Annotated in this window: 21 protein-coding genes; 10 read left to right on the forward strand and 11 right to left on the reverse strand. The window is 74.7% G+C overall.

Annotated features, from left to right (window positions below):
- Nucleotides 1-378: 378 nt before the first annotated feature.
- Nucleotides 379-1,545: a serine hydrolase domain-containing protein gene (locus tag ACZ7RU_RS25275; protein WP_470343241.1), complete on the reverse strand. Its 1,167-nt coding sequence runs from the start codon at nt 1,543-1,545 to the stop codon at nt 379-381.
- A 2-nt stretch (nt 1,546-1,547) separates the two neighbouring features.
- On the reverse strand, nt 1,548-2,129 hold the full coding sequence (locus ACZ7RU_RS25280) for an NADPH-dependent FMN reductase (protein ID WP_470343242.1): 582 nt from the start codon (nt 2,127-2,129) through the stop codon (nt 1,548-1,550).
- Between the two features lie 102 nt (nt 2,130-2,231).
- On the opposite strand from ACZ7RU_RS25280, the gene ACZ7RU_RS25285 reads away from it, so the two are divergent.
- Together ACZ7RU_RS25285 and ACZ7RU_RS25290 are read left to right on the forward strand one after the other, a co-directional pair.
- Nucleotides 2,232-2,855 (forward strand): TetR/AcrR family transcriptional regulator, encoded by a 624-nt coding sequence (locus tag ACZ7RU_RS25285; protein ID WP_470343243.1) that lies wholly within the window; start codon nt 2,232-2,234, stop codon nt 2,853-2,855.
- Nucleotides 2,856-3,025: 170 nt separating this feature from the next.
- On the forward strand, nt 3,026-4,030 hold the full coding sequence (locus ACZ7RU_RS25290) for a glycosyltransferase family 2 protein (protein WP_470343244.1): 1,005 nt from the start codon (nt 3,026-3,028) through the stop codon (nt 4,028-4,030).
- 36 nt (nt 4,031-4,066) lie between these two features.
- Here the strand turns inward: ACZ7RU_RS25290 and ACZ7RU_RS25295 are convergent, their stop codons facing one another.
- On the reverse strand, nt 4,067-4,693 hold the full coding sequence (locus tag ACZ7RU_RS25295; protein WP_470343245.1) for a hypothetical protein: 627 nt from the start codon (nt 4,691-4,693) through the stop codon (nt 4,067-4,069).
- A 121-nt stretch (nt 4,694-4,814) separates the two neighbouring features.
- Between ACZ7RU_RS25295 and ACZ7RU_RS25300 the strand changes: the two genes are divergently transcribed.
- On the forward strand, nt 4,815-7,706 hold the full coding sequence (locus tag ACZ7RU_RS25300) for an FAD-binding and (Fe-S)-binding domain-containing protein (protein WP_470343246.1): 2,892 nt from the start codon (nt 4,815-4,817) through the stop codon (nt 7,704-7,706).
- On the opposite strand, the gene ACZ7RU_RS25305 is transcribed toward ACZ7RU_RS25300, so the two are convergent.
- The 3 genes from ACZ7RU_RS25305 to ACZ7RU_RS25315 form a co-directional block, all read right to left on the reverse strand.
- Nucleotides 7,703-8,209: a hypothetical protein gene (locus tag ACZ7RU_RS25305; protein ID WP_470343247.1), complete on the reverse strand. Its 507-nt coding sequence runs from the start codon at nt 8,207-8,209 to the stop codon at nt 7,703-7,705. The two genes, ACZ7RU_RS25300 and ACZ7RU_RS25305, sit on opposite strands and share 4 nt — an antisense overlap.
- Before the next feature lie 163 nt (nt 8,210-8,372).
- Nucleotides 8,373-8,822 (reverse strand): CBS domain-containing protein, encoded by a 450-nt coding sequence (locus ACZ7RU_RS25310; protein ID WP_470343248.1) that lies wholly within the window; start codon nt 8,820-8,822, stop codon nt 8,373-8,375.
- A gap of 82 nt (nt 8,823-8,904) precedes the next feature.
- Entirely contained in the window at nt 8,905-9,897 is a 993-nt protein-coding gene (locus ACZ7RU_RS25315) for a slipin family protein (protein WP_470343249.1), read from the reverse strand.
- 161 nt (nt 9,898-10,058) lie between these two features.
- Here ACZ7RU_RS25315 and ACZ7RU_RS25320 point away from each other — a divergent pair, with 161 nt between their 5' ends.
- A complete protein-coding gene (locus tag ACZ7RU_RS25320) occupies nt 10,059-10,880 on the forward strand; it encodes a uracil-DNA glycosylase (RefSeq protein WP_470343250.1) in 822 nt (273 codons plus the stop codon).
- Nucleotides 10,881-10,889: 9 nt separating this feature from the next.
- Here ACZ7RU_RS25320 and ACZ7RU_RS25325 read toward each other — a convergent pair whose 3' ends face one another.
- Nucleotides 10,890-11,768: a CHAD domain-containing protein gene (locus ACZ7RU_RS25325; protein ID WP_470343251.1), complete on the reverse strand. Its 879-nt coding sequence runs from the start codon at nt 11,766-11,768 to the stop codon at nt 10,890-10,892.
- A gap of 166 nt (nt 11,769-11,934) precedes the next feature.
- On the opposite strand from ACZ7RU_RS25325, the gene ACZ7RU_RS25330 reads away from it, so the two are divergent.
- The 3 genes from ACZ7RU_RS25330 to ACZ7RU_RS25340 all read left to right on the forward strand — a co-directional run bounded on the left by ACZ7RU_RS25330 (nt 11,935) and on the right by ACZ7RU_RS25340 (nt 14,330).
- The gene (locus ACZ7RU_RS25330) at nt 11,935-12,609 is read left to right on the forward strand and encodes a hypothetical protein (protein ID WP_470343252.1); all 675 of its coding nucleotides are present in this window, start codon (nt 11,935-11,937) and stop codon (nt 12,607-12,609) included.
- A gap of 153 nt (nt 12,610-12,762) precedes the next feature.
- On the forward strand, nt 12,763-13,575 hold the full coding sequence (locus tag ACZ7RU_RS25335) for a DsbA family protein (RefSeq protein ID WP_470343253.1): 813 nt from the start codon (nt 12,763-12,765) through the stop codon (nt 13,573-13,575).
- An 89-nt stretch (nt 13,576-13,664) separates the two neighbouring features.
- Nucleotides 13,665-14,330 (forward strand): vitamin K epoxide reductase family protein, encoded by a 666-nt coding sequence (locus ACZ7RU_RS25340; protein WP_470343254.1) that lies wholly within the window; start codon nt 13,665-13,667, stop codon nt 14,328-14,330.
- A 7-nt stretch (nt 14,331-14,337) separates the two neighbouring features.
- Here the strand turns inward: ACZ7RU_RS25340 and ACZ7RU_RS25345 are convergent, their stop codons facing one another.
- From ACZ7RU_RS25345 to ACZ7RU_RS25360, 4 genes are all read right to left on the reverse strand, one after another.
- A complete protein-coding gene (locus ACZ7RU_RS25345) occupies nt 14,338-14,838 on the reverse strand; it encodes an NUDIX domain-containing protein (protein WP_470343255.1) in 501 nt (166 codons plus the stop codon).
- A gap of 98 nt (nt 14,839-14,936) precedes the next feature.
- Nucleotides 14,937-16,025 carry a serine hydrolase domain-containing protein gene (locus ACZ7RU_RS25350; protein WP_470343256.1) on the reverse strand — a complete coding sequence of 363 codons (1,089 nt, stop codon included), beginning with the start codon at nt 16,023-16,025 and terminating at the stop codon, nt 14,937-14,939.
- 48 nt (nt 16,026-16,073) lie between these two features.
- Entirely contained in the window at nt 16,074-16,589 is a 516-nt protein-coding gene (locus ACZ7RU_RS25355; RefSeq protein WP_470343257.1) for a GNAT family N-acetyltransferase, read from the reverse strand.
- A gap of 24 nt (nt 16,590-16,613) precedes the next feature.
- Nucleotides 16,614-17,030 carry an ankyrin repeat domain-containing protein gene (locus tag ACZ7RU_RS25360; RefSeq protein ID WP_470343258.1) on the reverse strand — a complete coding sequence of 139 codons (417 nt, stop codon included), beginning with the start codon at nt 17,028-17,030 and terminating at the stop codon, nt 16,614-16,616.
- Nucleotides 17,031-17,435: 405 nt separating this feature from the next.
- Here ACZ7RU_RS25360 and ACZ7RU_RS25365 point away from each other — a divergent pair, with 405 nt between their 5' ends.
- The 3 genes from ACZ7RU_RS25365 (at nt 17,436) to ACZ7RU_RS25375 (ending at nt 20,060) form a co-directional block, all read left to right on the forward strand.
- Entirely contained in the window at nt 17,436-17,630 is a 195-nt protein-coding gene (locus ACZ7RU_RS25365) for a hypothetical protein (protein ID WP_188300502.1), read from the forward strand.
- Between the two features lie 125 nt (nt 17,631-17,755).
- Nucleotides 17,756-19,375: a hypothetical protein gene (locus tag ACZ7RU_RS25370; RefSeq protein WP_470343259.1), complete on the forward strand. Its 1,620-nt coding sequence runs from the start codon at nt 17,756-17,758 to the stop codon at nt 19,373-19,375.
- Nucleotides 19,376-19,685: 310 nt separating this feature from the next.
- A complete protein-coding gene (locus ACZ7RU_RS25375) occupies nt 19,686-20,060 on the forward strand; it encodes an RNA polymerase-binding protein RbpA (RefSeq protein ID WP_030058371.1) in 375 nt (124 codons plus the stop codon).
- Nucleotides 20,061-20,100 lie beyond the last annotated feature (40 nt).

Below are 20,100 nucleotides of genomic sequence, written 5' to 3' on the forward strand. Positions count from 1 at the left end.
CATCGTCTTCACCTCGATGTTCGCCGTCGCGGCCGCCACCGTGCCGGCGCAGGCAACAGGGCGTCGCCTCCGGCGTGGCCTCCACCGGCCAGCAGGTCGGCAGCGCGATCGGCCTCGTGGTGCTGGTCGCTATCGCCAACTCCGGCGTGCACGACCAGACCGGCGAGGCGCTGCGGTCGGCGACGACGGACGGCATCCGCACGGCGGTGTTCGTCGCGGCGGCGGCGATGGCGGTGCTGCTGTCGCCGGGCGCCTCGAGCGGACGCTGGGCGGGGAGACGGCGGCACGGTCGACGGGTACGGCGGCGAAGGAAGCCGCCGGCGCGCGCAGTTGATGCCGGGGGCGGGCCGCCTCGATCCGGGCGGCCCGCCCCCGCACTCAGCGCTGCAGCGCCGCGACGCTGCTCGCCACGGCCGCGACCAGCTGCCGGTTCTCGGCGGCGCCCCCGCCCCCGCCGTACGCGAACCGCCGCCGCGTGTAGCTGTACGCGATCCCGCTGTCCGGGTCGGCGAGGGCCTGTGCACCGACCGCCCCGCTGTGGCCGAAGGCCCGGGTGCCCAGGCCCGGATAGCGCTTGTGCTGGGCCTCGAATCCGAGCAGGAAGTGCCCCTCCTCTCCGGTGACCAGGTCCACCCCCGGCGTATGCGGGGTGGTGAACTCCGCGAGCGTGCCGGCCGTGAGCAGCGGCGGGCGGCCGTCCACCGGCGAGATCGCGGCGGCGTAGAGCTTGGCGAGGCCGCGCGCGGTGCCGACGCTGCCGGATGACGCCGGCCCCTGTGCCCGCACGGACCGGATGCCGGCGAAGTCCGCCAGGTCGGTGGGCGGGTCGGCGTGCAGGTTGAAGGCGATGCCGGTGAGCGAGTCCGGCGCCGGGGCCTGCGCGTCCGCCTGCGCCTGCTGCTCGGGCGGCAGCGCCTGTACGGGCAGCAGGCGCTGCTCCTCGGCCTCCGGCAGCCCGAGGTAGAAGTCCAGCCCGTACGGCTCCCGCAACCGCTCGTCGTACAGCCGCTGCAGGCTCTTGCCCGTGACCCGCCGCGCCACCTCACCGATGAGCGCGCCGATGGTGAAGGCGTGGTAGCCGTACCCCTCCCCCGGTGTCCAGTACGGGCGCGCCCCCGCGAGGCATTCGGCGAGCCGCTGGTCGTCGGCGAGCTCCGCGGTGCTGAAGCCCTCCGGGACGCCGATCAGGCCGGCCCGGTGCGAGAGGAGCTCGCGGATGGTGAACCCGCCCTTGCCCTCGGCGGCGAACTCGGGCCAGTAGCGCGCGACCTGCCGGTCCAGCTCCAGCGCGCCGTCCTGCACCAGCAGCGCGGCCAGCAGATGGGCGGCGCCTTTGCCGGACGAGTACAGCACGAGCAGCGAGTCCCCGGTCACCCCGGGCCCCGTCCAGAGATCGACGACGTCCCGCCCGTGCAGCCGCACGGACAGTTGCGCGCTCAGCCCGGGCTCACCGGCCGCGACGGCACCGAAGGCGTCCCGTACCGCGCTGAACTCCTCGGCCGCGGTGCCGTGCACCACTGTCGTGTCTGTTGTCGTGATGGTCATCGTCAGGCCCCCGCCGGCTGCCGGTCCGCGGCCTTGGCCACCAGGGCGCCGAGCAGGTCGGACAGCAGCTCGCGGGTGACGGGGTCGGCCAGCCGGCCGGACCCGTCGAAGCGTTCGTGCGAGCGGAAGACCATGACCTCGGGCTTGACGACCAGATCCGAGTTGGTCCACACGAACACCTGCCGCAGCGCCAGCTGGGCCCGTACAGAGCCGAAGGCCGACGGGGACGCGCCAACGATTGCGACCGGCTTGCGGTGCAGCGGCAGGCCCTCGGTGCCGGTCCAGTCGGTGCTGACCCAGTCGATGGCGTTCTTCAGCACGCCGGGTATCGAGTAGTTGAACTCGGGGGTTGCGATCAGCAGGGCATCCGCGGCGGTGATCCGCTCGCGCAGCTCGCGGACGGCGGCGGGGCGCGCGTCTGGGGTGTCCAGGTCCATGTCGTACGGGGGGATGGCGCGCAGCCCGCCGTAGATGTCGACGGAGACACCCTCGGGAGCAAGCTCGGCGGCGGCGTGCAGCAGCGCTGTGTTGTGGGAGCCGGTGCGCAGACTTCCGGACAGGGCAAGGACGTTGAGGTGATTCACGGCAGGCCGCTCCGTCGGGTCGGTGTCACTCGAACAGAACTGGACTGTACGGCACAGTCCAGTTGGACTCAAGAGTCCACTTCAGCTGCTAGGCTGGCTCCGATGAACGAACGCACCCGCCCCTCCGGCGACCGCGCCGCCCGCAAACGCGCGGCGATCATCGGCGCCGCGCGCGCACAATTCCTCGAACACGGCTTCGGTGCCGGCGTCGATCAGATCGCCGCTCAGGCGGGCGTGTCGAAGATGACGGTGTACAACCACTTCGGCAGCAAAGAGGACCTCTTCGCCGACGTGATCGGCGACGCGCTGGAGCAGGCGCTGGGCACCACCGCCGAGGCGATGAGCCGGCAACTGGAGGCGGACGACGACATCCGCGAGGTCCTGATCGCCACCGCCCGCGGCTGGGTGCAGGGCATCGCCCAGGACGACGTCCTGCGGCTGCGCACCCTGATCGCCGCGGAGACCCGCCGCTTCCCCGGCCTGGGACGCGCCTGGCGCGAACAGGGCCCGGAACGCTTCGCGGAGCCCCTCGGCACCGCGCTGCACGCCACGCCGGATCTGGAGATCCCCGACCTGGAGGTCGCGATCATCCAGTTCTACGCCCTCGTGCTGTACCCGCACCTTGTCCACAGCACATACGGCGACCGCCTGTCACTGGACCTGACGGAGCGGCTGATCGAGCGGGGCGTCGACATGTTCCTGGCGTACTACCGGGCGAGCCAGTAGGCCGACCCGGTCGGCTACCCCGGGGCCATCACCCCAGGTCGGAGCGTGGACACGGCCGGAAGGCGGCGTGAAGATATGGCGCACGCTCGTACGATTTGCCACTGATTGCCCGTAATTACGCACCGTCAGGCCTTTGCCACGGTTCGCGAGCCCTCTTACGCTCCGGCGTCATGCCCTCACCCCTGATCAGCGTCGTGCTCCCCGCCTACGACCAGCACGAACAGCTCGCCGACTGCCTGGACTCGCTGCTCGCGCAGTCCCTGGCCGACCTCGAGGTGATCGTGGTCGCCGACCGCTCCCCCGAGACCGCGGGTGGGCTCGCCGACGCGTACGCGGCCCGGCACCCCCGGGTGTCGGTGCTGCACCTGAACGCGGCGGTCGGGGTCGGGGCGAGCCGGAACGCGGGGGCGGCGCGGGCGACCGGCGAGTACCTGCTCTTCCTGGACGCCGACCACCTGCTGCCCCGGGACGCGCTCCAGACGCTCGCCGACCGGCTCCGGCAGACCGGCCCGGTGGACGTGCTGCTGTTCGGCCACTCCCGCCGGCACCAGGACCGGGACTGGCCGGGCGGGGCCGAGGCGCTGCTCGCCGAGGCCGGCCCCGAGCCGTTCGCGCCCTTCGACCGGCCAGCGCTGTTCGGCGCGCCACCGCTGATCTGGGACCGCCTGGTCCGCCGCGGCCACTGGGAGGAACTGGGCCTGGCCTTCCCGCCCGGCCGCTACGAGGAGGTCCCGGTGGCGCACGCCGCGCTGCTCGGCGCCCGGAAGGCCGCCGTGCTGGCGCGCGAGTGCGTCCAGCTGCGCCGCCGGGAGACCGTCCACCCGGCGAGCGGCCCGGGCAGCAGCGTCTTCGACCTGTTCGAGCAGTACGAGCGCAGCTTCGCGCTACTGGAGGAGCAGCCGCACCTGTACGCGGTGCGCGACGCGCTGTTCGTCCGGATGGTCCGGCACTACCTGTTCGTCTTCGACCTGGCCGGCTGCGTCAGCCGCGCCGAGCGGCCGCAGTTCTTCCACCGCGCCGCCGAGCACCACCGCCGCTTCCAGCCGCCCGGGCACCGCCGGCCGGGCGGCCGCGAGGGGATCAAGTTCTCGCTGCTGGCGGGCGGGGCGTACCCGGCCTTCGAGGTGGCCAAGCTCTCCCACATCGCGCGCGGCACGCTCACCGGGCGCAAGTAGCGGCGGCGGTGGGACGGCAGCCCGGGCCGCCCCGCCTCAGGCGTGCGCGGTGCCGCCCCCGGCGGCCATCGCGGCGGCGATCCGCCGGGCCCGCTCGGCCCGCACCCCGGCGGGCAGCGGCGGCAGCACGTCCATCCACAGCGGCAGCGTCGAGCCGCGCAGCTGCGCCATCCCCTCGGGCCGGGCGAGGATCCACAGGTGCAGGTGGGCGGCGCCGTCGCCCCAGCGGTTCACATGGACCCGGCCGACGCCGCCGAGCGACCGTACCGCCCGCTCCACCCGCTGGAGCATCGGCCCCAGTCGCGCGGAGAGCTCGGCGGGCAGGTCCAGCAGGTCGTGGTGGGCGCGCGGCCAGAGCAGCAGGGTGGCGGGCAGGCCGTCCGGCTGCTCGGTGGTGCCGAGCCGCCAGTGCTCGTCCGTCCACAGGAAGTCGGTGTCCGGGCGGGCGCAGTCCGGGCAGCCGTCCGGGCCGTCCTCGCCCTGCCGGGGCGGCTCGGGCAGTTCGGGTGCCCGGAGCTCCCGGACGGTCAGCTCGCCCTCGTACGGGAAGATCTCCCAGGACGGCGCGCCGTCCGCCGGGAAGGGCAGCGGCTCGCCGATCGGGAGGTGGGCGAGATAGGCGTCGGGGCCGGCCGGGTCCACGGCCGCGGGTTCGTCGATCATGACCGCCGAGACTGTCACATGACACCCCGTCGGCGGTACCCCCGTCGTGCCCGGTACCCGGGAGGCCGCGCGGCTGCGATCATCGGCGGAGCCGTCGCCGCACCCGCCCGGGAGGTCCCTGGTGAGCCGTCCGTCCGCCGTCCCCGGGGCCGCGCTGGCCCGCGAGCTGGCCGCCGTGCTGCGCGGCGAGGTCCGCTTCGGCGCCGCCGAGCGCACCGTCTACAGCCATGACGCCTCCAACTACCGGCAGTTGCCGCTCGGCGTGGTCAAGCCCGCCGACCTCGACGACGTGCGCACCGCGCTGGCGCTCTGCCGCGAGCACCGGGTGCCGGTGGTGGCGCGCGGGGCCGGGACCAGCATCGGCGGGCAGGCGATCGGCCCCGGCGCGGTGGTGCTGGACTTCCGCCGCCACCTCGGCGCGGTGCTGGAGCTCGACCCGGAGGCCCGCACCGCGCGCGTCCAGCCGGGCACCGTGCTGGACGACCTCCAGCGCGCCGCCCGGCCGTACGGGCTGCGCTTCGGCCCCGACCCGTCCACGCACAGCCGCTGCACCCTCGGGGGCATGATCGGCAACGACTCCTGCGGGTCGCACTCGCTCGCCTGGGGGCGCACCGCGGACAACGTCGAGCGGCTGGAGCTGCTGCTCGCGGACGGCACCGAGCTGACCGTCGGCGGGCGGCTCGGTGCGGACGAGCGCGCGGCGCTGCGCGCCCTGCCCGGCCGGGTGGGCCGGCTGCACGGCGAACTCCAGGAGTTCACCGACCGCAACCTCGCCCTCATCCGGCAGGGCATGCCGCGGCTGCCCCGCCGCACCTCCGGTTACCCGCTGGACGCGCTGCTGCCCGAGCACGGCCACGACCTGGCCCGGGCGCTCACCGGCACCGAGGGCACCTGCGCGCTGCTGCTCGGCGCCACCGTCCGGCTGGTCGAGGACCCGCCCGCCCGGGCCCTGGTGGTGGCCGGCTACCCCGACGAGGGCGCCGCCGCCGACGCCGTCCCGGCGCTGCTGCCGTACGGTCCGCTGACCGCCGAGGGCATGGCCGCCGACCTGATCGCCGCGCTGCTCGCCGCCGGGCCGCGCCCGCCCGCGCTGGACCGGCTGCCCGCCGGCGAGTGCTGGCTGTTCCTGGAGGCCGGCGGCGACACCCCGCCGGCCGCCTACCAGGCCGCCCGCCGACTCGCCGACGCGGTGCGCCGCGAGCGCTCGGCCACCGTCGCCCTGGTCACCGACCCGGCCGAGCAGCGCCAGCTGTGGGCCGTCCGGGAGGCGGGCGCGGGGATCGTCACCCGGCTGCCCGGGGGCGGCGAGGCCTGGCCCGGCTGGGAGGACTCCGCCGTCCCGCCCGAGCGGCTCGGCGACTACCTGCGGGACCTGCGCGCCCTGCTGCGCCGGCACAGCCTGCACGGCGTCCCGTACGGGCACTTCGGCGACGGCTGCGTGCACCTGCGGATCGACTTCCCGCTGGACGAGCCCCAAGGGGTGCTGGTCTTCCGGGAGTTCCTGGAGCAGGCGGCCGATCTGGCGGTCTCGTACGGCGGTTCGCTCTCCGGCGAGCACGGCGACGGACAGGCCCGGGCCGAGCTGCTGCCGCGCATGTACCCGCCCGAAGTCATCGGCCTATTCGGCGAGTTCAAGCGGATCTGGGACCCGGAGAACCTGCTCAACCCGGGCGCCCTGGTCGATCCCCGCCCGCTCGACGCCGACCTGCGCTTCGTCACCGCCCCGCGCCGCACGCTGCCGCTGGCCCTCCCGTACGAGCAGGACGGCGGCAGCCTGGTCAAGGCGGTGCACCGCTGCGTGGGCGTCGCCAAGTGCGTGGCCCCGGGCAGCGGGGTGATGTGCCCGAGCTACCTGGCCACCGGCGAGGAGCGGCACTCCACCCGGGGGCGGGCCCGGCTGCTCGCCGAGCTGCTGCGCGGGGACGCGATCCCGGACGGCTGGCGCTCGCAGGAGGTCCGGGAGGCGCTGGACCTCTGCCTGAGCTGCAAGGGCTGCGCGAGCGACTGCCCGGTCCACGTCGACATGGCGACCTACAAGTCCGAGTTCCTGTACCAGCACTACCGGCACCGGCCGCGTCCGCTCGCGCACTACTCGATGGGCTGGCTGCCGCTCTGGCTGCGGGCCGTCTCGCTCGCGCCCGGCGCGGCCAACTCGCTCGCCCGCTCCCGGGCCGGCGGGCTGTTCAAGCGGCTCGGCGGGATCGACCCGCGCCGGGTGCTGCCGGTCCTCCCGCCGGAGACCTTCACCGCCTGGTACCGGCGGCACCGGGCCACCCGCCCCGCCCCGGCGGGCGCCCGGCCGGTGCTGCTGTGGCCGGACACCTTCTCCGACCGTCTCCAGCCGGACGTCCTGCGCTCGGCCGTCGAGGTGCTGGAGCACCTGGGCTTCGACGTCCGGCTGCCCCCGGGCCCGGTCTGCTGCGGCCTCACCTGGTACTCCACCGGCCAACTCGACACCGCCCGAAGGGTGTTGCGGCGGAGCCTGGGGGTGCTGGCGGCAGCCGGGGTCCAGGCCGACACCCCCGTGGTCGGCCTGGACCCGAGCTGCACGGCGACCCTGCGCGAGGACCTGCCCCGACTGCTCGGGGCGGAGGGCCGCCCGCTCGCCGACCGCACCCGCACCTTCGCCGAGTTCCTCGACGAGTACGCCCCGGACGCCCCGCTCCCCCGGATCCCGCTGGACGCCGTCACCCAGACCCACTGCCACCAGCACGCGGTGCTCGGCAGCGCCGCCGACCGCCGGGTGGAGGCCCGGCTCGGCCTGAACAACCGGGTGCTGGACGCCGGCTGCTGCGGCCTGGCGGGCGACTTCGGCTTCACGCGGGGCCACTTCGAGGTGTCCGAGGCCATCGCGGAGCGGGTGCTGCTGCCCGAGGTCCGGGCCGCGGGGCCACGGACGGTGGTCCTGGCGGACGGCTTCAGCTGCCGCACCCAGATCGCCCAACTCGCCGGCGGGCGGCGGGCCCTGCACCTGGCGGAGCTGATCGCCCGGGAGCTGCGGGACGCCGGTTAGGCGTGCGCCGCGAGGAAGGCCCCGGCGTGCGCCGCGGCCTCCTCCCGGGTCCGGTGGACGGTGGCGGCCTCGCCGCGCTCCCCGTCCGCACCGACAGCCGTCCAGCGCCAGCCGCCGCCGGCCTCGTCCTCGGCGAGATCGACCGTTCCGCCGAACAGGTCGAGCGAGCCGGGCCGGGCCGCCGGACGGCTGACCGCCGCCGGCCACTTCTTCCGGGCGCCCTGCCGGGTGATGCCCCAGGCGGCGCCGAGCTGCTCGTAACTGGCGCCGTAGGAGCCCGCGGTGGCGGCCGCGCCGGCCGTGAGCCGCCTGACCTCCGCATCCACCAGCTTCCAGGCGGACAGCACGGAGAGGGCGACCTCGACCGGTTCGGCGTCCCACATCCGCTCCGCGGGCAGACCGGTCGCCCGGGCGCGCACGGCGGCGGCGAGGGGGTCAAGGGCACCGAGAAGGGCCTTGACCAGCTCGGCCCGTTCCTCATGGGTGATCTCCACAGCAGTCATGCCGACAACTGTAGTTACCAATCCCTACTTTGACAACTAAAGTTACCGGATGGCCGACGATCAGGGCCTCTCCCAGGAAACCCGCACCGATCGACAGCCGGACCGGCCGGGCGTCCGCGGCCCCCGCCCGGGTGCAGGGCGGGGGCCGCGTGGGCACGGCGGGTCAGCCCTGGGCCGCCCCCGCGGGCGCCTCCTCCGCGCAGACCGCCGAGACGAACTCGGCGACCCGCGCCTGCGGCAGACCGCGCGCGATGTCCGCCTCGCTGATCATGCCGACCAGCTTGTGCTCCGGGTGGTTGATCACCGGCAGCCGGCGCACCTGGTACTGCTCCATCACCCGCAGCACCTGCTCGCAGTCCTCGTCCGCCTCCACCGTCATCGGCCGCCCCTGCGCCAGCTCGCCAGCCGTCACCGACGCCGGGTCACGGCCCTCGGCGACGCAGCGCAGCACGATGTCGCGGTCGGTCACGATCCCCACCAACTTGTCGCCCGTCCCGCAGATGGGCAGCGCACCCACATGGCGTTCCCGCATGATCCGGGCGGCGGCCGCGAGCGTCTCGTTCTCGCGGATGCACTCCGCGCCCGGGTGCATGATGTCGCTGGCTCTGGTCATGGTCCGCCTCCTGACCTGGCTTCCCTTCCCCTCGTCCATCCTGGTCCGGGCGGATGGCCGACGCCACCGGGGCCCGGTCCGCTCACTCCTCCCCGGCCGGTCCGGTACCGCCGTCGCGCTCGGCCCGGCCGTCCGGCGACTCCGGGCCGCCCAGCGGCGCCTGCTCCAACACCTCGTCCAGGGGCGGAAGTTCGTGCTTGGCCCGGTCCGGTTCGAGCTTCTCCTCCGGGACCTCGCCGCTCTCCACCGCCTCCTCCGCGGCCTTCGCCCCGGCCGCGGCCGCCGCGGCCGTCAGCAGGTTCCGCTGCTGGACCTCCGTCGCGCTGTCCAGGAAGCGCAGCAGCTCCACCGGGAAGGGCAGCACCAGCGTCGAGTTCTTCTCCGCGGCCACCTCCACCACGGTCTGCAACAACCGCAGTTGGAGCGCGGCCGGGGTCGCGCTCATCACCGCCGCGGCCTCCGACAGCCGCTCCGAGGCCTGGTACTCGCCGTCCGCCGTGATGATCCGGGCCCGCCGCTCCCGCTCGGCCTCCGCCTGCCGGGCGATCGAGCGCTTCATCGACTCCGGCAGCGCGACGTCCTTGATCTCCACCCGGTCGATCTCGATGCCCCAGCCCAGCGCCGGACTGTCGATCATCAACTCCAGCCCCTGGTTGATCGGTTCCCGGTTGGCCAGCAGGTCGTCCAGCTCGCTCTTGCCGATGATCGAACGCAGCGAGGTCTGCGCGACCTGGGAGATCGCGAAGTTGTAGTCCTGCACGTTGACGGTGGCCTTCACCGGGTCCAGCACCCGGAAGTAGACCACCGCGTCCACCCGCACGGTCACGTTGTCCCGGGTAATGCCCTCCTGCGCCGGGATCGGCATCGTCACGATCTGCACGTTCACCTTGCGCAGCCGGTCCGCGATCGGCAGCAGCGCCACCAGCCCGGGATCGCGCACCTCGTCGCGCACCTTCCCGAAGCGGAACACCACGCCCTTCTGGAACTGCTGGACGACCCTGATGCTCATGCCCGCCCAGATCGCCCCCAGGCCGACGAGCCCTCCGACGGCCCCCAGCACCGCATCGACGATCATCGCGGCCTCCTCGCGGCCTGCGCGCACACCGGCGCGTCCGGCCGCCGCCGACCCGGACCGGCCGGGGACCGCCGGAGCAACTGGTTCCACGCTACGCCTGCCCGGGCCGCGCCGGAACGTTCCCCCGGCCCCCGGAACCCCGGCTGGTTAGGATCGTGGCCATGGCCGCGCCCTCTCCCGCCGACGAGCCCGCCACCGACCCTGCCACCGATCCCGCCGACCCCGCCGACCACCCCGACGACCCCCGCCACCCCGCCGGGGCCGCCGCCCGGACCGCCGTACTCACCGCCCTGGACCGCGTCGTCACCGGCTGCCGCGCCTGCCCCCGCCTGGTCGAGTGGCGCGAGGAGACCGCCCGGACCAAGCGCCGCGCCTACCTGGACTGGGACTACTGGGCCCGCCCCATCCCCGGCTTCGGCCCGCCGGACGCCCCGCTCGTCCTGGTCGGCCTCGCCCCCGCCGCCCACGGCGCCAACCGCACCGGCCGGATCTTCACCGGCGACCCCTCCGGCGACCTGCTCTACGCCTCCCTGTACGAGCTCGGGCTCGCCAACCGCCCCGAGTCCGTCCGCCACGGCGACGGCCTGGAGCTGTTCGGCGTCCGGATCACCGACCCGGTCCGCTGCGCCCCGCCGGACAACCGGCCCAGCACCGCCGAGCGCGACACCTGCCGGCCCTGGATCACCCGGGAGCTGGAGCTGATGCGCCCCACCGTGCGCACCGTCGTCGCCCTCGGCGGCTTTGCCTGGCAGGCGATGCTGCCGGTGATCGCGGACGCCGGCTGGCAGGTCCCCCGCCCCCGCCCCGCCTTCGGCCACGCCGCCCTCGCCACCTTCCCGGCCCGCGACGGCGGCCCGGAGCTGCGGATGTACGGCTGCTACCACGTGAGCCCGCGCAACACGAACACCGGTCGGCTGACCACCGTGATGCTCCGGGACCTGCTGCGCGAGGCGGCCCGCTCGGCGGGACTAGACCCGCGCTGAGGCCCCCGGTCAGTCGAACCGGGCCAGCTTCCGTCTGCCCGCCCGCCGCCAGACGTCCGGCAGCCGTCCCCGGGCGGCCTCCTCGGTGGCGAGCTGGCGGCCGTACAGGACGCCGTAGCCGAACGGCTCGCCGCCGTCGGCCGCGTGGGCGGCGAGGGCGCCCGCGGCGACCACGGCGTCCTGGTGCTCGCCCAGCACGTCCTGGACGGCCTTCATCCGCCGGACGTAGCGCTCGGCCCGGGCGCCGACCGCCGGGACGGCGGTCTCGCCCGCGTAGCGGGCGCGCTTGGCGGCCTTGCGGGCCTGGTGGAGGGCGTGGTCCCGCTGCTCGGGGCCGGCGGCGAGGGCCGTGCGGACGCGTTCGGCGGTGCGGTGCTGCTCGCGGGCGGCGATCCGGGAGAGCTCCGGGACGGCGTCGCGGGCGGCGCGCGGGCGCAGCGGCGGGTCGGCGAGCAGGACGGCGAGGGCCTCGCCGATCGCCCGGCGGCGGGGGCTGTCGAGGGCGGCGACCACCTTGGACCGGATTTCGCGGTACTCGGCCTCGCCCCACCGCTCCAGCGCGGCGGCGACCCGCCGCGGCTCGCACTCCGCGGGCAGCCCGTAGGCCTCGGCGGCCAGCCGTTCGGCCAGCACCTCGCGGTCCCGGGCCCTGCCGAGCACGGCGGCGAGCCAGCGCAGCTCGACGACCAGGTCGTCGGTGGCGCCGGGCACGAACAGCCGCCGGAAGGTCCGCAGGGCGCTGCGCAGCCGCCGGCAGGCGACCCGCATCCGGTGCACGGCGTCCGGCTCGTCCGCCCGGACGGCGTCGTCCAGGCCGGCCAGCACCACGGCCTGCGCCTCGATGCGCGCCAGCAGCACCTGCCCCACCGTGGTCCCGGGTTTCGCCATCGGCGCTCGCCCCCTCGTCCGGTCGGTGGCAACGCTTCCAGGCTAGTACGCGCACAGCGGCTGCCGCCCCCGCTGTCGACCCCGCAGGCTACTGAGAGCGCGTCAGCCGGACCAGGGACCTACGGGCCCTCGTGCCGGATGAGGGCGCCATGGCATACTCCGGAGCGTGACGACCTCCTCCCACGCGACCAGGGCCCTGCGGGCCGCGGTGTTCACCGCGCTCGCCGTGCCGATGGCCGCGTTGGGCCAGGTGGTCATCACCGGCCGTCCGCTGCCGCTGTCGCTGGTGGCCACGGCCGGTGCCGTCGTCTTCCTGGTCGCGGCCGTGCTGGCCGGCGGGGAGCGGCGGCTGCTGCACATCTCCGGCGTGATGGTGCCGGTCGAGCTGCTGCTCAACACCACCTTCAACCTGGGCCAGGCCGGCTGTTCGCCGGTGCTGGCCGGTCAGGTGCCCGCCCGCGGGGTGAACCTGCTGGTCTGTGGCGGCGGTTCGGTGGACGGCTCGCTGCTGAGCGGCCCGCTGGGCCACGCCGGGCAGTTGGCCCCGGCCGCGACCCAGCTGCTGCTCCTGCTGGTGCACCTGGTGATCGCCCTGGCCGCCTCGGCCTGGCTGCGGATGGGCGACGCCGCCCTCTCCGGCCTGGCCCGGGCGCTGCGCGCGCTGCGCGAGTCGCTGGCCGGACCGCTGCGCGCCCTGGTCGTCCTGCTGGTCCCGGCTCCGGTGCGCCCGGTGCTGCGGGTACCGCTGCCGGTGTCGGACCGCCCGCGGCCGCGCCGCGAGGACGTAGTGCTGAGCCCGGCGCCCCGGCGCGGCCCTCCCGCCTTCGCGCCTGCCTGCTGATCGTCCCTCCCGCTCGATCGTCCCGCGTGCCCGGCCGGACGGCCCCGCCACGCCCGCAGGCAGTGCGCACGACTCCCGCGTTCCCCGAACCCGCCGCACCAGGTGCGGCTTCCCGCGCGCACCCGCGCGCCGCGTACAGGAGTTGACTTCCCCATGGCTCAGGCCCCCAGCAAGCAGCAGGCCAAGCGCATCAGTGCCCGTGAGCGGATCCAGGAGGCGCAGCGCCGCGAGCAGCAGGCCGCCAAGCGCCGGCAGCGGATCGTGGTGACGGTCTCGGCCGTCGTCGTCCTGGCCCTCGCGGGCGGCGTCGCCCTCGCGGTCAACTCGGCCTCGGACAAGGACGACAAGGCCTCCGCCGCCGGTTCGGCGCCGCTGGTCGTGCCCGCGAACGCCTCCGGCCCGGACGGCACGGTGGTCACCTACGGCAAGGCCGACGCGCCGCACACCATGGCGATCTACGAGGACTTCCGCTGCCCGGTCTGCAAGCACTTCGAGGCGGCGAACGGCGAGACCGTCAGGAAGCTCACCGAGGACGGCCAGATCAAGGTGGAGTTCCACCTGGCGGCGTTCCTGGACAAGAACCTCGGCGGCAAGGGCTCGCGCACCGCGCTGGCCGCCGCCGGCGCCGCGCTGAACGAGGGCGTGGACAAGTTCAAGGCGTTCCACGACGTGCTGTACGCCAACCAGCCGGACGAGCGCGAGGACGGCTTCGGCGACGTCAACCACCTCCTGGACCTGGCCGGCCAGGTGCCCGGCCTGAAGACCGACGCCTTCGTGAAGGCGGTGACCGACCGGACCTACGCCCCCTGGGCGGCCAAGGTCTCCGACGCGTTCAACGACAGCGGGGTGACCGGCACGCCGACCGTCAAGGTGGACGGCAAGCAGATCACCCTGTTCGCCGGGAACGCCGTGGTCCCGCCGGAGCAGTTCACCGCGCAGGTGAAGCAGGCCGCCGGCCTCCAGTAGGCCGCGCCCCGGCACCGTACGGCACCACCCGGCCCGGCCGATTCCCGGCCGGGCCGGCCCCTCCAAGCCAGCCACCGGAGTGTGCTGCCATGACCGCCGCTACCCCCGTGCACCTGTCCCGCTCCGCTCCCGACGACGACGCCCCCGACGACGCCGGACGGTCCCCGGTCGGCGCGAGCCGGGCCCTCGCCCTCCTGCTGCTCCTCGGCGGGCTGGTCGGGCTGGCCGCCTCGGCCGTCCTGACCTTCGACAAGCTCCGCATCCTGGAGAACCCCTCCTACGTCCCCAGCTGCAACCTCAACCCGGTGATCAGCTGCGGCTCGGTGATGCGCACCGAACAGGCGGAGGTCTTCGGCTTCCCGAACCCGCTGCTCGGGCTGGCCGCCTTCGGCGCGCTGACGGCGATCGGCGCGGGGCTGCTCGCCGGGGCCGCCTACCGGCGCTGGTTCTGGCTGGGGCTGAACGCGGGCACCGCGCTGGGCGTGGTGTTCGCGCACTGGCTGGTCTACCAGGCTCTGTACGACATCGGCGCACTCTGCCCGTACTGCATGGTGGTGTGGGCGACGGTGGTGGCGCTGTTCTGGTACACCACGCTGCACAACCTGCGCGCGGGGGTGATCCCGGTGGGCCCGCGGCTGCGGGTGGTCGTCCGGGAGGCGGCGCGGTACCACTGGGCGCTGCCGGTGCTGTGGGCCGCGGTGATCGCGCTGATGGTGCTCAACCGGTTCTGGTACTACTGGAGCACCCTCCTCTGACCTCCCGTCATCCCACGTAACCGTCCGAGTGCAGCAGCGCGGCGGCGCCGGTCCGCCGGGCCTCCAGGGCCCCGGTGAGCCGGCGCGCCGCACCGGGCTGCAGCAGGACGGCCGCCTGGGCCGGGGTGAAGTAGCCGTGGTCGGCGACCTCCTCGGCCTGCGCGCGGACCACCGCCCCGGCCGCGACCGTCCCGCCGTCGAACATGAACTGCACGGCGGGGTGGGCGTGTTCGCCCTGGTCGGGGATCGCGTCGCGCCACTCCACCACCAGCAGCCGCAGCGGCCCGGCCAACAGCCCCGTCTCCTCGTACAGTTCGCGGGCCGCGCACTCGGCGGGCCCCTCCCCCGGGTCCATCCCGCCGCCGGGGAACTGCCACTGGTCGCGGTAACTGGCCTTCAGCAGCAGGATCCTACCCGCCTCGTCGGTCAGCAGCACGCTGCACCCGACGTAGGCGCGCACCATTCCGGCGAGCCACTCCTCCTCCGAGAGTGCCCAGGTGTCCGTCATCGCGCCTCCTCCGCCGACCTCCGCATCTCGGGGACAATCTGCCGCGGTTCCGGCCCCCGAAACGGCGGTTCGCGCCGAATCCACTCGAAGGAGTGCCCCTAACCGAAGACGGCCTGCCGGAAGGCGTCGCGCAGCTCGGTCAACCGCTGGACGCCCCGGTCGTAGTGCACCTTGTTGGTGAGCAGCAGCGCCCAGCGGCCGAGCCGCCGGGAGACCCAGAAGCCGGTGCCGGTGAAGCCGTAGTGGACGAAGGTGGCCTCGGCCGGGTCGGTGCCGGGGGCGCACAGCCAGGACAGGCCGCGGGCGGGGGCGAGGCCGCCGGTCTGCTCGCGCAGCGACTCCTCGATCCACCCGCCGCCCCAGGGCAGCCCGGGCGGTGGGGCGAGCAACGCGGCGAGGAAGCGGGCGAGGTCGCGGGCGGTGGAGAAGGCCCCGGCGTTGCCGGAGACGCCGCCGAGCAGCCGGGCGGAGGGGTCGTGGACGACGCCGCACAGGTAGCCGCCGGCGCCCTCCTCGTACTCGGTCGGCGCGGTGCGGCCGGCGGATGCGGCGTCGAGCGGGCCGTAGCGGGTGTCGGCCATGCCGAGCGGCCGCCAGGCCCAGCGCGCGGCGAGTTCGTCCAGCGGGGCGCCGCCGAGGTCCTCGACCAGGTAGGTGAGCAGCACGGCGGCCCGGTCGGTGTACTCGACGGCCGTGCCCGGCGGTCGGTGCAGCGGGGCGGCGAGGACCCCGGTCCGGATCGCCGCGAGGTCGCGCCCGTAGAGCTGCTCGAAGCGGGTGTACGGGAGCATCCCGGCGTTGTGGGCGAGGAGTTGACGGGCCGTCACCTCGCCGGCGGGGAGGCCGGCGGCCGGTCGCCACCAGCGCCCGAGCGGCTCGTCCAGGGGCAGCCGGCCGGACTGCCGGAGCGCCCCGGCGCAGGGCCAGAGCGCGACGACCTTGGTGAGGCTGGCGAGGTCGTACAGGGTGTCCGGCCCGGGCCGCAGCCGCGCGTACGGCCCCTGCCCGAGCACGCCGTGGCCGCCGCCGCCGAGCGTGCCGCCGGCCTCGCCGACGGCCCAGACGGCGCCCGCTCCGAGGGCGCGCGCGCCGTCCCCGACCAGCCGGTCCAGCTCCCCGCCGGGCGCGGCCAGGCCGGGGAGCCGGTCGGCTCCGGGTGCGCCCGGTCCGGGCGGCTGGTGACTCATCCGTCTCCCCCTTCGGGCCGACGGGAGCCTTCCCCGCGCGAGCGCGGGTCAGACCGCCGGAGCCAGCTCCTTGCCGAGGCAGATGCTCTGCGGGTGGTCCTTGTAGATGCCGAACTTCCGGATCGGGGCGTAGCCCTCGGACCGGTACAGTGCGACGGCCTCGGGCTGCTCGGTGCCGGTCTCCAGGATGACGCGGGTGCGCCCGGCCTCGGCCGCGGTCCGCTCCAGGCGGCCCAGCACCGCCCGGGCCAGGCCGCGGCCGCGGGCCTCGGGGACCACGAACATCCGCTTCAGCTCGACGTCACCGTCGCGCAGGTCGTCCGGGCCGGCCTGCTTGGCCCGCCAGCCGCCGCAGGCGACCGGGCGGCCGTCCAGGTAGGCGATCAGGAACAGGCCTGCGGGCGCCTCGAAGTCGTCCGGGTGCATGACGGTCTCGTCCGGGTCGCCGTAGCGGCGCACGTACTCCTGCTGCACCTCCGCCGACAGGGCCTGGGCGTCGGGGTGGGCGTAGCCGGTGATGCGGAACTCGACGGTGCCGGTGTCCTGGGCGGTGCTGGTGCTCATGACGGAAGAGCCTACGGTCCCCGCTCAGCGGGCCTCGAACCGGGCGACCAGGTCGTCCTTGCCGAACATCCGGGCGGTGTCCACGGCGCTGGGGGTGCCTGCCCGCGGGTCGGCGCCGCCGGCCAGCAGCACGTCGAGCACGTCCGTGGCGCCCTTGAAGACGGCGCCGGCCAGCGGGGTCTGACCGTGGTCGTTGACGAGGTTCGGGTCGGCTCCGTGCCGGAGCAGCTCCGCCACGGTGGCGGCGTGGCCGTGGTAGGCGGCGAGCATGATCAGGGTGTCGCCGCGGCCGTTGGTGAGGTCGGCCGGGGCGCCGGCGTCCAGGTAGCCGGACAGGGTGTCGGTCTCCCCGGTCCGGGCGGCGTCGAAGAGCTTCCCGGCGAGCGCGACCACCTCGGCGTCGGGGGCGTCGGCGGGCTGCTGGCTGGCGGCGTCGGTCATGGCGGGCGGCCTTTCCGGTCGGGCGGTCGGATGGTCGGGCGGTCTCGGGGCTGCGCCCAGGGCACGGTAGCGGCCGGTGCCGGAACGGACCAGCGGGCGTCCGGAATCCGGATGACGGCCCGCGCCCGCGACGACACGCGGCCGCGCGCGTCGCGCAGCCATTCGAGCGAACTTCCCGGACCCCCCGGAAACTTCCCGCCCGCCGGCCGGGAATGCCTCGGCACACCGAATCCCGCGACGCCCGGCCCCCACCGCGGCCGGCTCGCCCACCGCCACCCGGCCGTCGGAGCGGTATTGAGCGGCAGAACCACCCATTTGCGCCGTTCCATCATCTATTACTTTTTGTCACGATTAGTGCGCTTTCCGTAACGCCCCCGCTTGTCCCCCCTTCCTGAGGAGCGGAACATGATCCTCTCGATTTCCGGCATCGTCCTGTTCGGCACCATCGCGTTTCTCTTCTTCCGCCGGGACGGACTGAAGGTCTCCCACGCCATCGTCTGCGCCCTCCTCGGCTTCTACATCGCCGGCTCCTCGATCGCACCGAGCATCACCGCGGGCGGCGCCAGCCTCGCCAGCCTGCTCAGCGGCATCAGGTTCTAGCGTCCTGGCTCCCACCCCTCCCCGTACCGGCCCGGGCGCGGATCCCACCGCCCCGGGCCCCGTCGTACCCCGCTTGTCCCACCCACCTCCGCCCCCTCCCGTCCCACCGCCCGGGGAGTCAAGGAATGCCGCTCCACCGCCACCTCAGCAAGGGCCGCGCGATCGCCCGGACCGCCGGGGACCACGCCTCCGACATGTTCGCCCCGCTCTCCGTCATCGGCCGCGGCCTGCGCCACCACCTCGACTGGGCCAGGTCCCGCTGGCAGGACACCCCGAAGGAGCGCCGCGGCCCGACGCTGTTCCTGACCGCCGCCCTGCTGATCGGCGTCTACCTGCTGCCGCACGGGCTGCTGTTTGCGCTGATCGCCCTGATGGCCAGCGCCGCCTGGGCCGGCCGGGCCCCCAAGACGGCGCCCGCGACGCCCGCCCCGGACGTCGCCGACGTCAAGCTCGGCGCCCTCTACGCGGCGCTCACCCCGTACCTGTGCGGCCCCGAGGACGCCAACCCGCTGTACCACTTCGAGGGCAGCTACAAGAACGCCTTCAGCGCCTGGGAGTTCGACGGCGAGGGCCGGCTCTCCCGGCTGGAGATGAGCTACCCCGCCTACTTCACCGACACCGAGCCAGCCGCCCGCGCCCGGATCGAGCAGGTGGTGCAGGGCAAGGCCGGCCGGGCCCGCGAGTACCGCTTCGACTGGGACGAGGAGTCCAACCGGCTGCGGATCACCGCACTCGCCCCGCTGCCCACCGACATCGCCGCCCAGCGCTTCGTGGCGGCGCCCGGCGAGATCGTGCTGGGCTTCACCGACGAGGACGGCACCGCCCGGACCATCCCGGTCACCCGGGGCGGGACGACCGTCCAGCAGCCGCCGGTGGTCTGGCGCACCGGCCCGCGCTCCCCCGAGCCGCACCTGCTGGCGCTCGGCGTCACCGGCTACGGCACCTCCAGCCTGCTGCGCTCGATCGCGCTCCAGGCGCTCCCCTACGGCGACCTGGTGGTGGTCGACGGCGCGGGCACCGGGGAGCACGCCTGCCTGGTGAACCGGCCCGGCGTGCACACCGTGGAGACCAGCCTGCACGGCGCGCTGGCCGCGCTGGAGTGGGCCGTCGCCGAGACCGAGCGCCGGCTCGCCGCGCTCAACGCCGCCCGGCACGCGGGCAGCGCCCCGCCGGAGGACGTCACCCGGCCGCTGTGGCTGCTGCTGGACCACCCGACCGAACTGAGCGAGCTCGCCCGGGCCGAGGGCCGCCCCGACCCGCAGGACCTGCTGGAGCTCCCGCTGCGGCACGGCCGGGCCGCCCGGGTCACCGTGGTGGTCGCCGACGACCTGGAGGCCCGGCACCGGCTCACCGCCACCGTCCGCGCCACCACCCGGGCCCGCGTGGTGCTCGGCCCGGCCGGCCCCGACGAGGGGCACGACGCGCTCGGCGCGCCGCTGGACATCGTGCCCGCCGTCCACGCCCCGGTCGGCCGCGGCTACGCCCGGATCGGCAACGGCACCCCGATGCGGCTCCAGGTGCCCACCACCGTCGACCCGCTGGACGACGAGGCCCCGGCCCCGCTGCGCGACGCGGTGATCGCGCTGCTGCCGCACCGGGACACCCGCACCGAGGCGGCCGCCGCCGACCTCCCGCCCCGCCCGGACTGCCCGCCGGCCGTACCCGCGGCCGATCCGGCCGCGCCGACCCACCCGGTCGACCTGGCCAAGGGCGAGCCGATGATCCGCTCACGTCCGATCTCCTGACGGCCGGGCCGACCCCGCCTCCCGGGCCGGTTCCCCGTCCTCGGCCGGGGTCGGCACCCGCTACCGAATCCCGTCCCGGTACGCTCGTCACAGAAAGCCCGCACGATCACCAGATGTGAAATAGGTGACACCTGGGGTGATATCACCGGCCAGATGTGACAAATCGGGCGCGGGTGGGTACAAACAGGGGCGGCACTACAGACGACGCATGTCCCGGGACGGGAATCTTCGTCGGAAGCCGAGCGTTGACCGAACGACGAAGAACAGCGACCACTAGTCCTGTGGGCCATAAGCCCGGGAGGCACGATTCATGAGCGAGCGAGCTCTCCGCGGCACGCGACTCGGGGCCACTAGCTACGAGACCGACCGTGGTATCGATCTGGCTCCCCGCCAGACCGTCGAGTACGCATGTCAGAACGGACACCGTTTCGAGGTTCCATTCTCGGTCGAGGCGGAGATCCCCGCAGTCTGGGAATGCCGCTTCTGTGGCCAGGAGGCGGCACTCCTCGACGGTGACGAGCCGGAGGAGAAGAAGACCAAGCCGACGCGTACCCATTGGGACATGCTGATGGAGCGCCGGACGCGCGAGGAGTTGGAGGAGGTGCTGGCCGAGCGGCTGGCCGTGCTCCGCTCCGGTGGGATGAACCTCGCGGTGCACCCGCGGGACACCCGTAAGAGCGCCTGACACCTCGCTCCCGCCACGAGCGGGAGGACGCGAAAAGGGA

The organism is Kitasatospora sp. NPDC114501 (assembly GCF_055633695.1).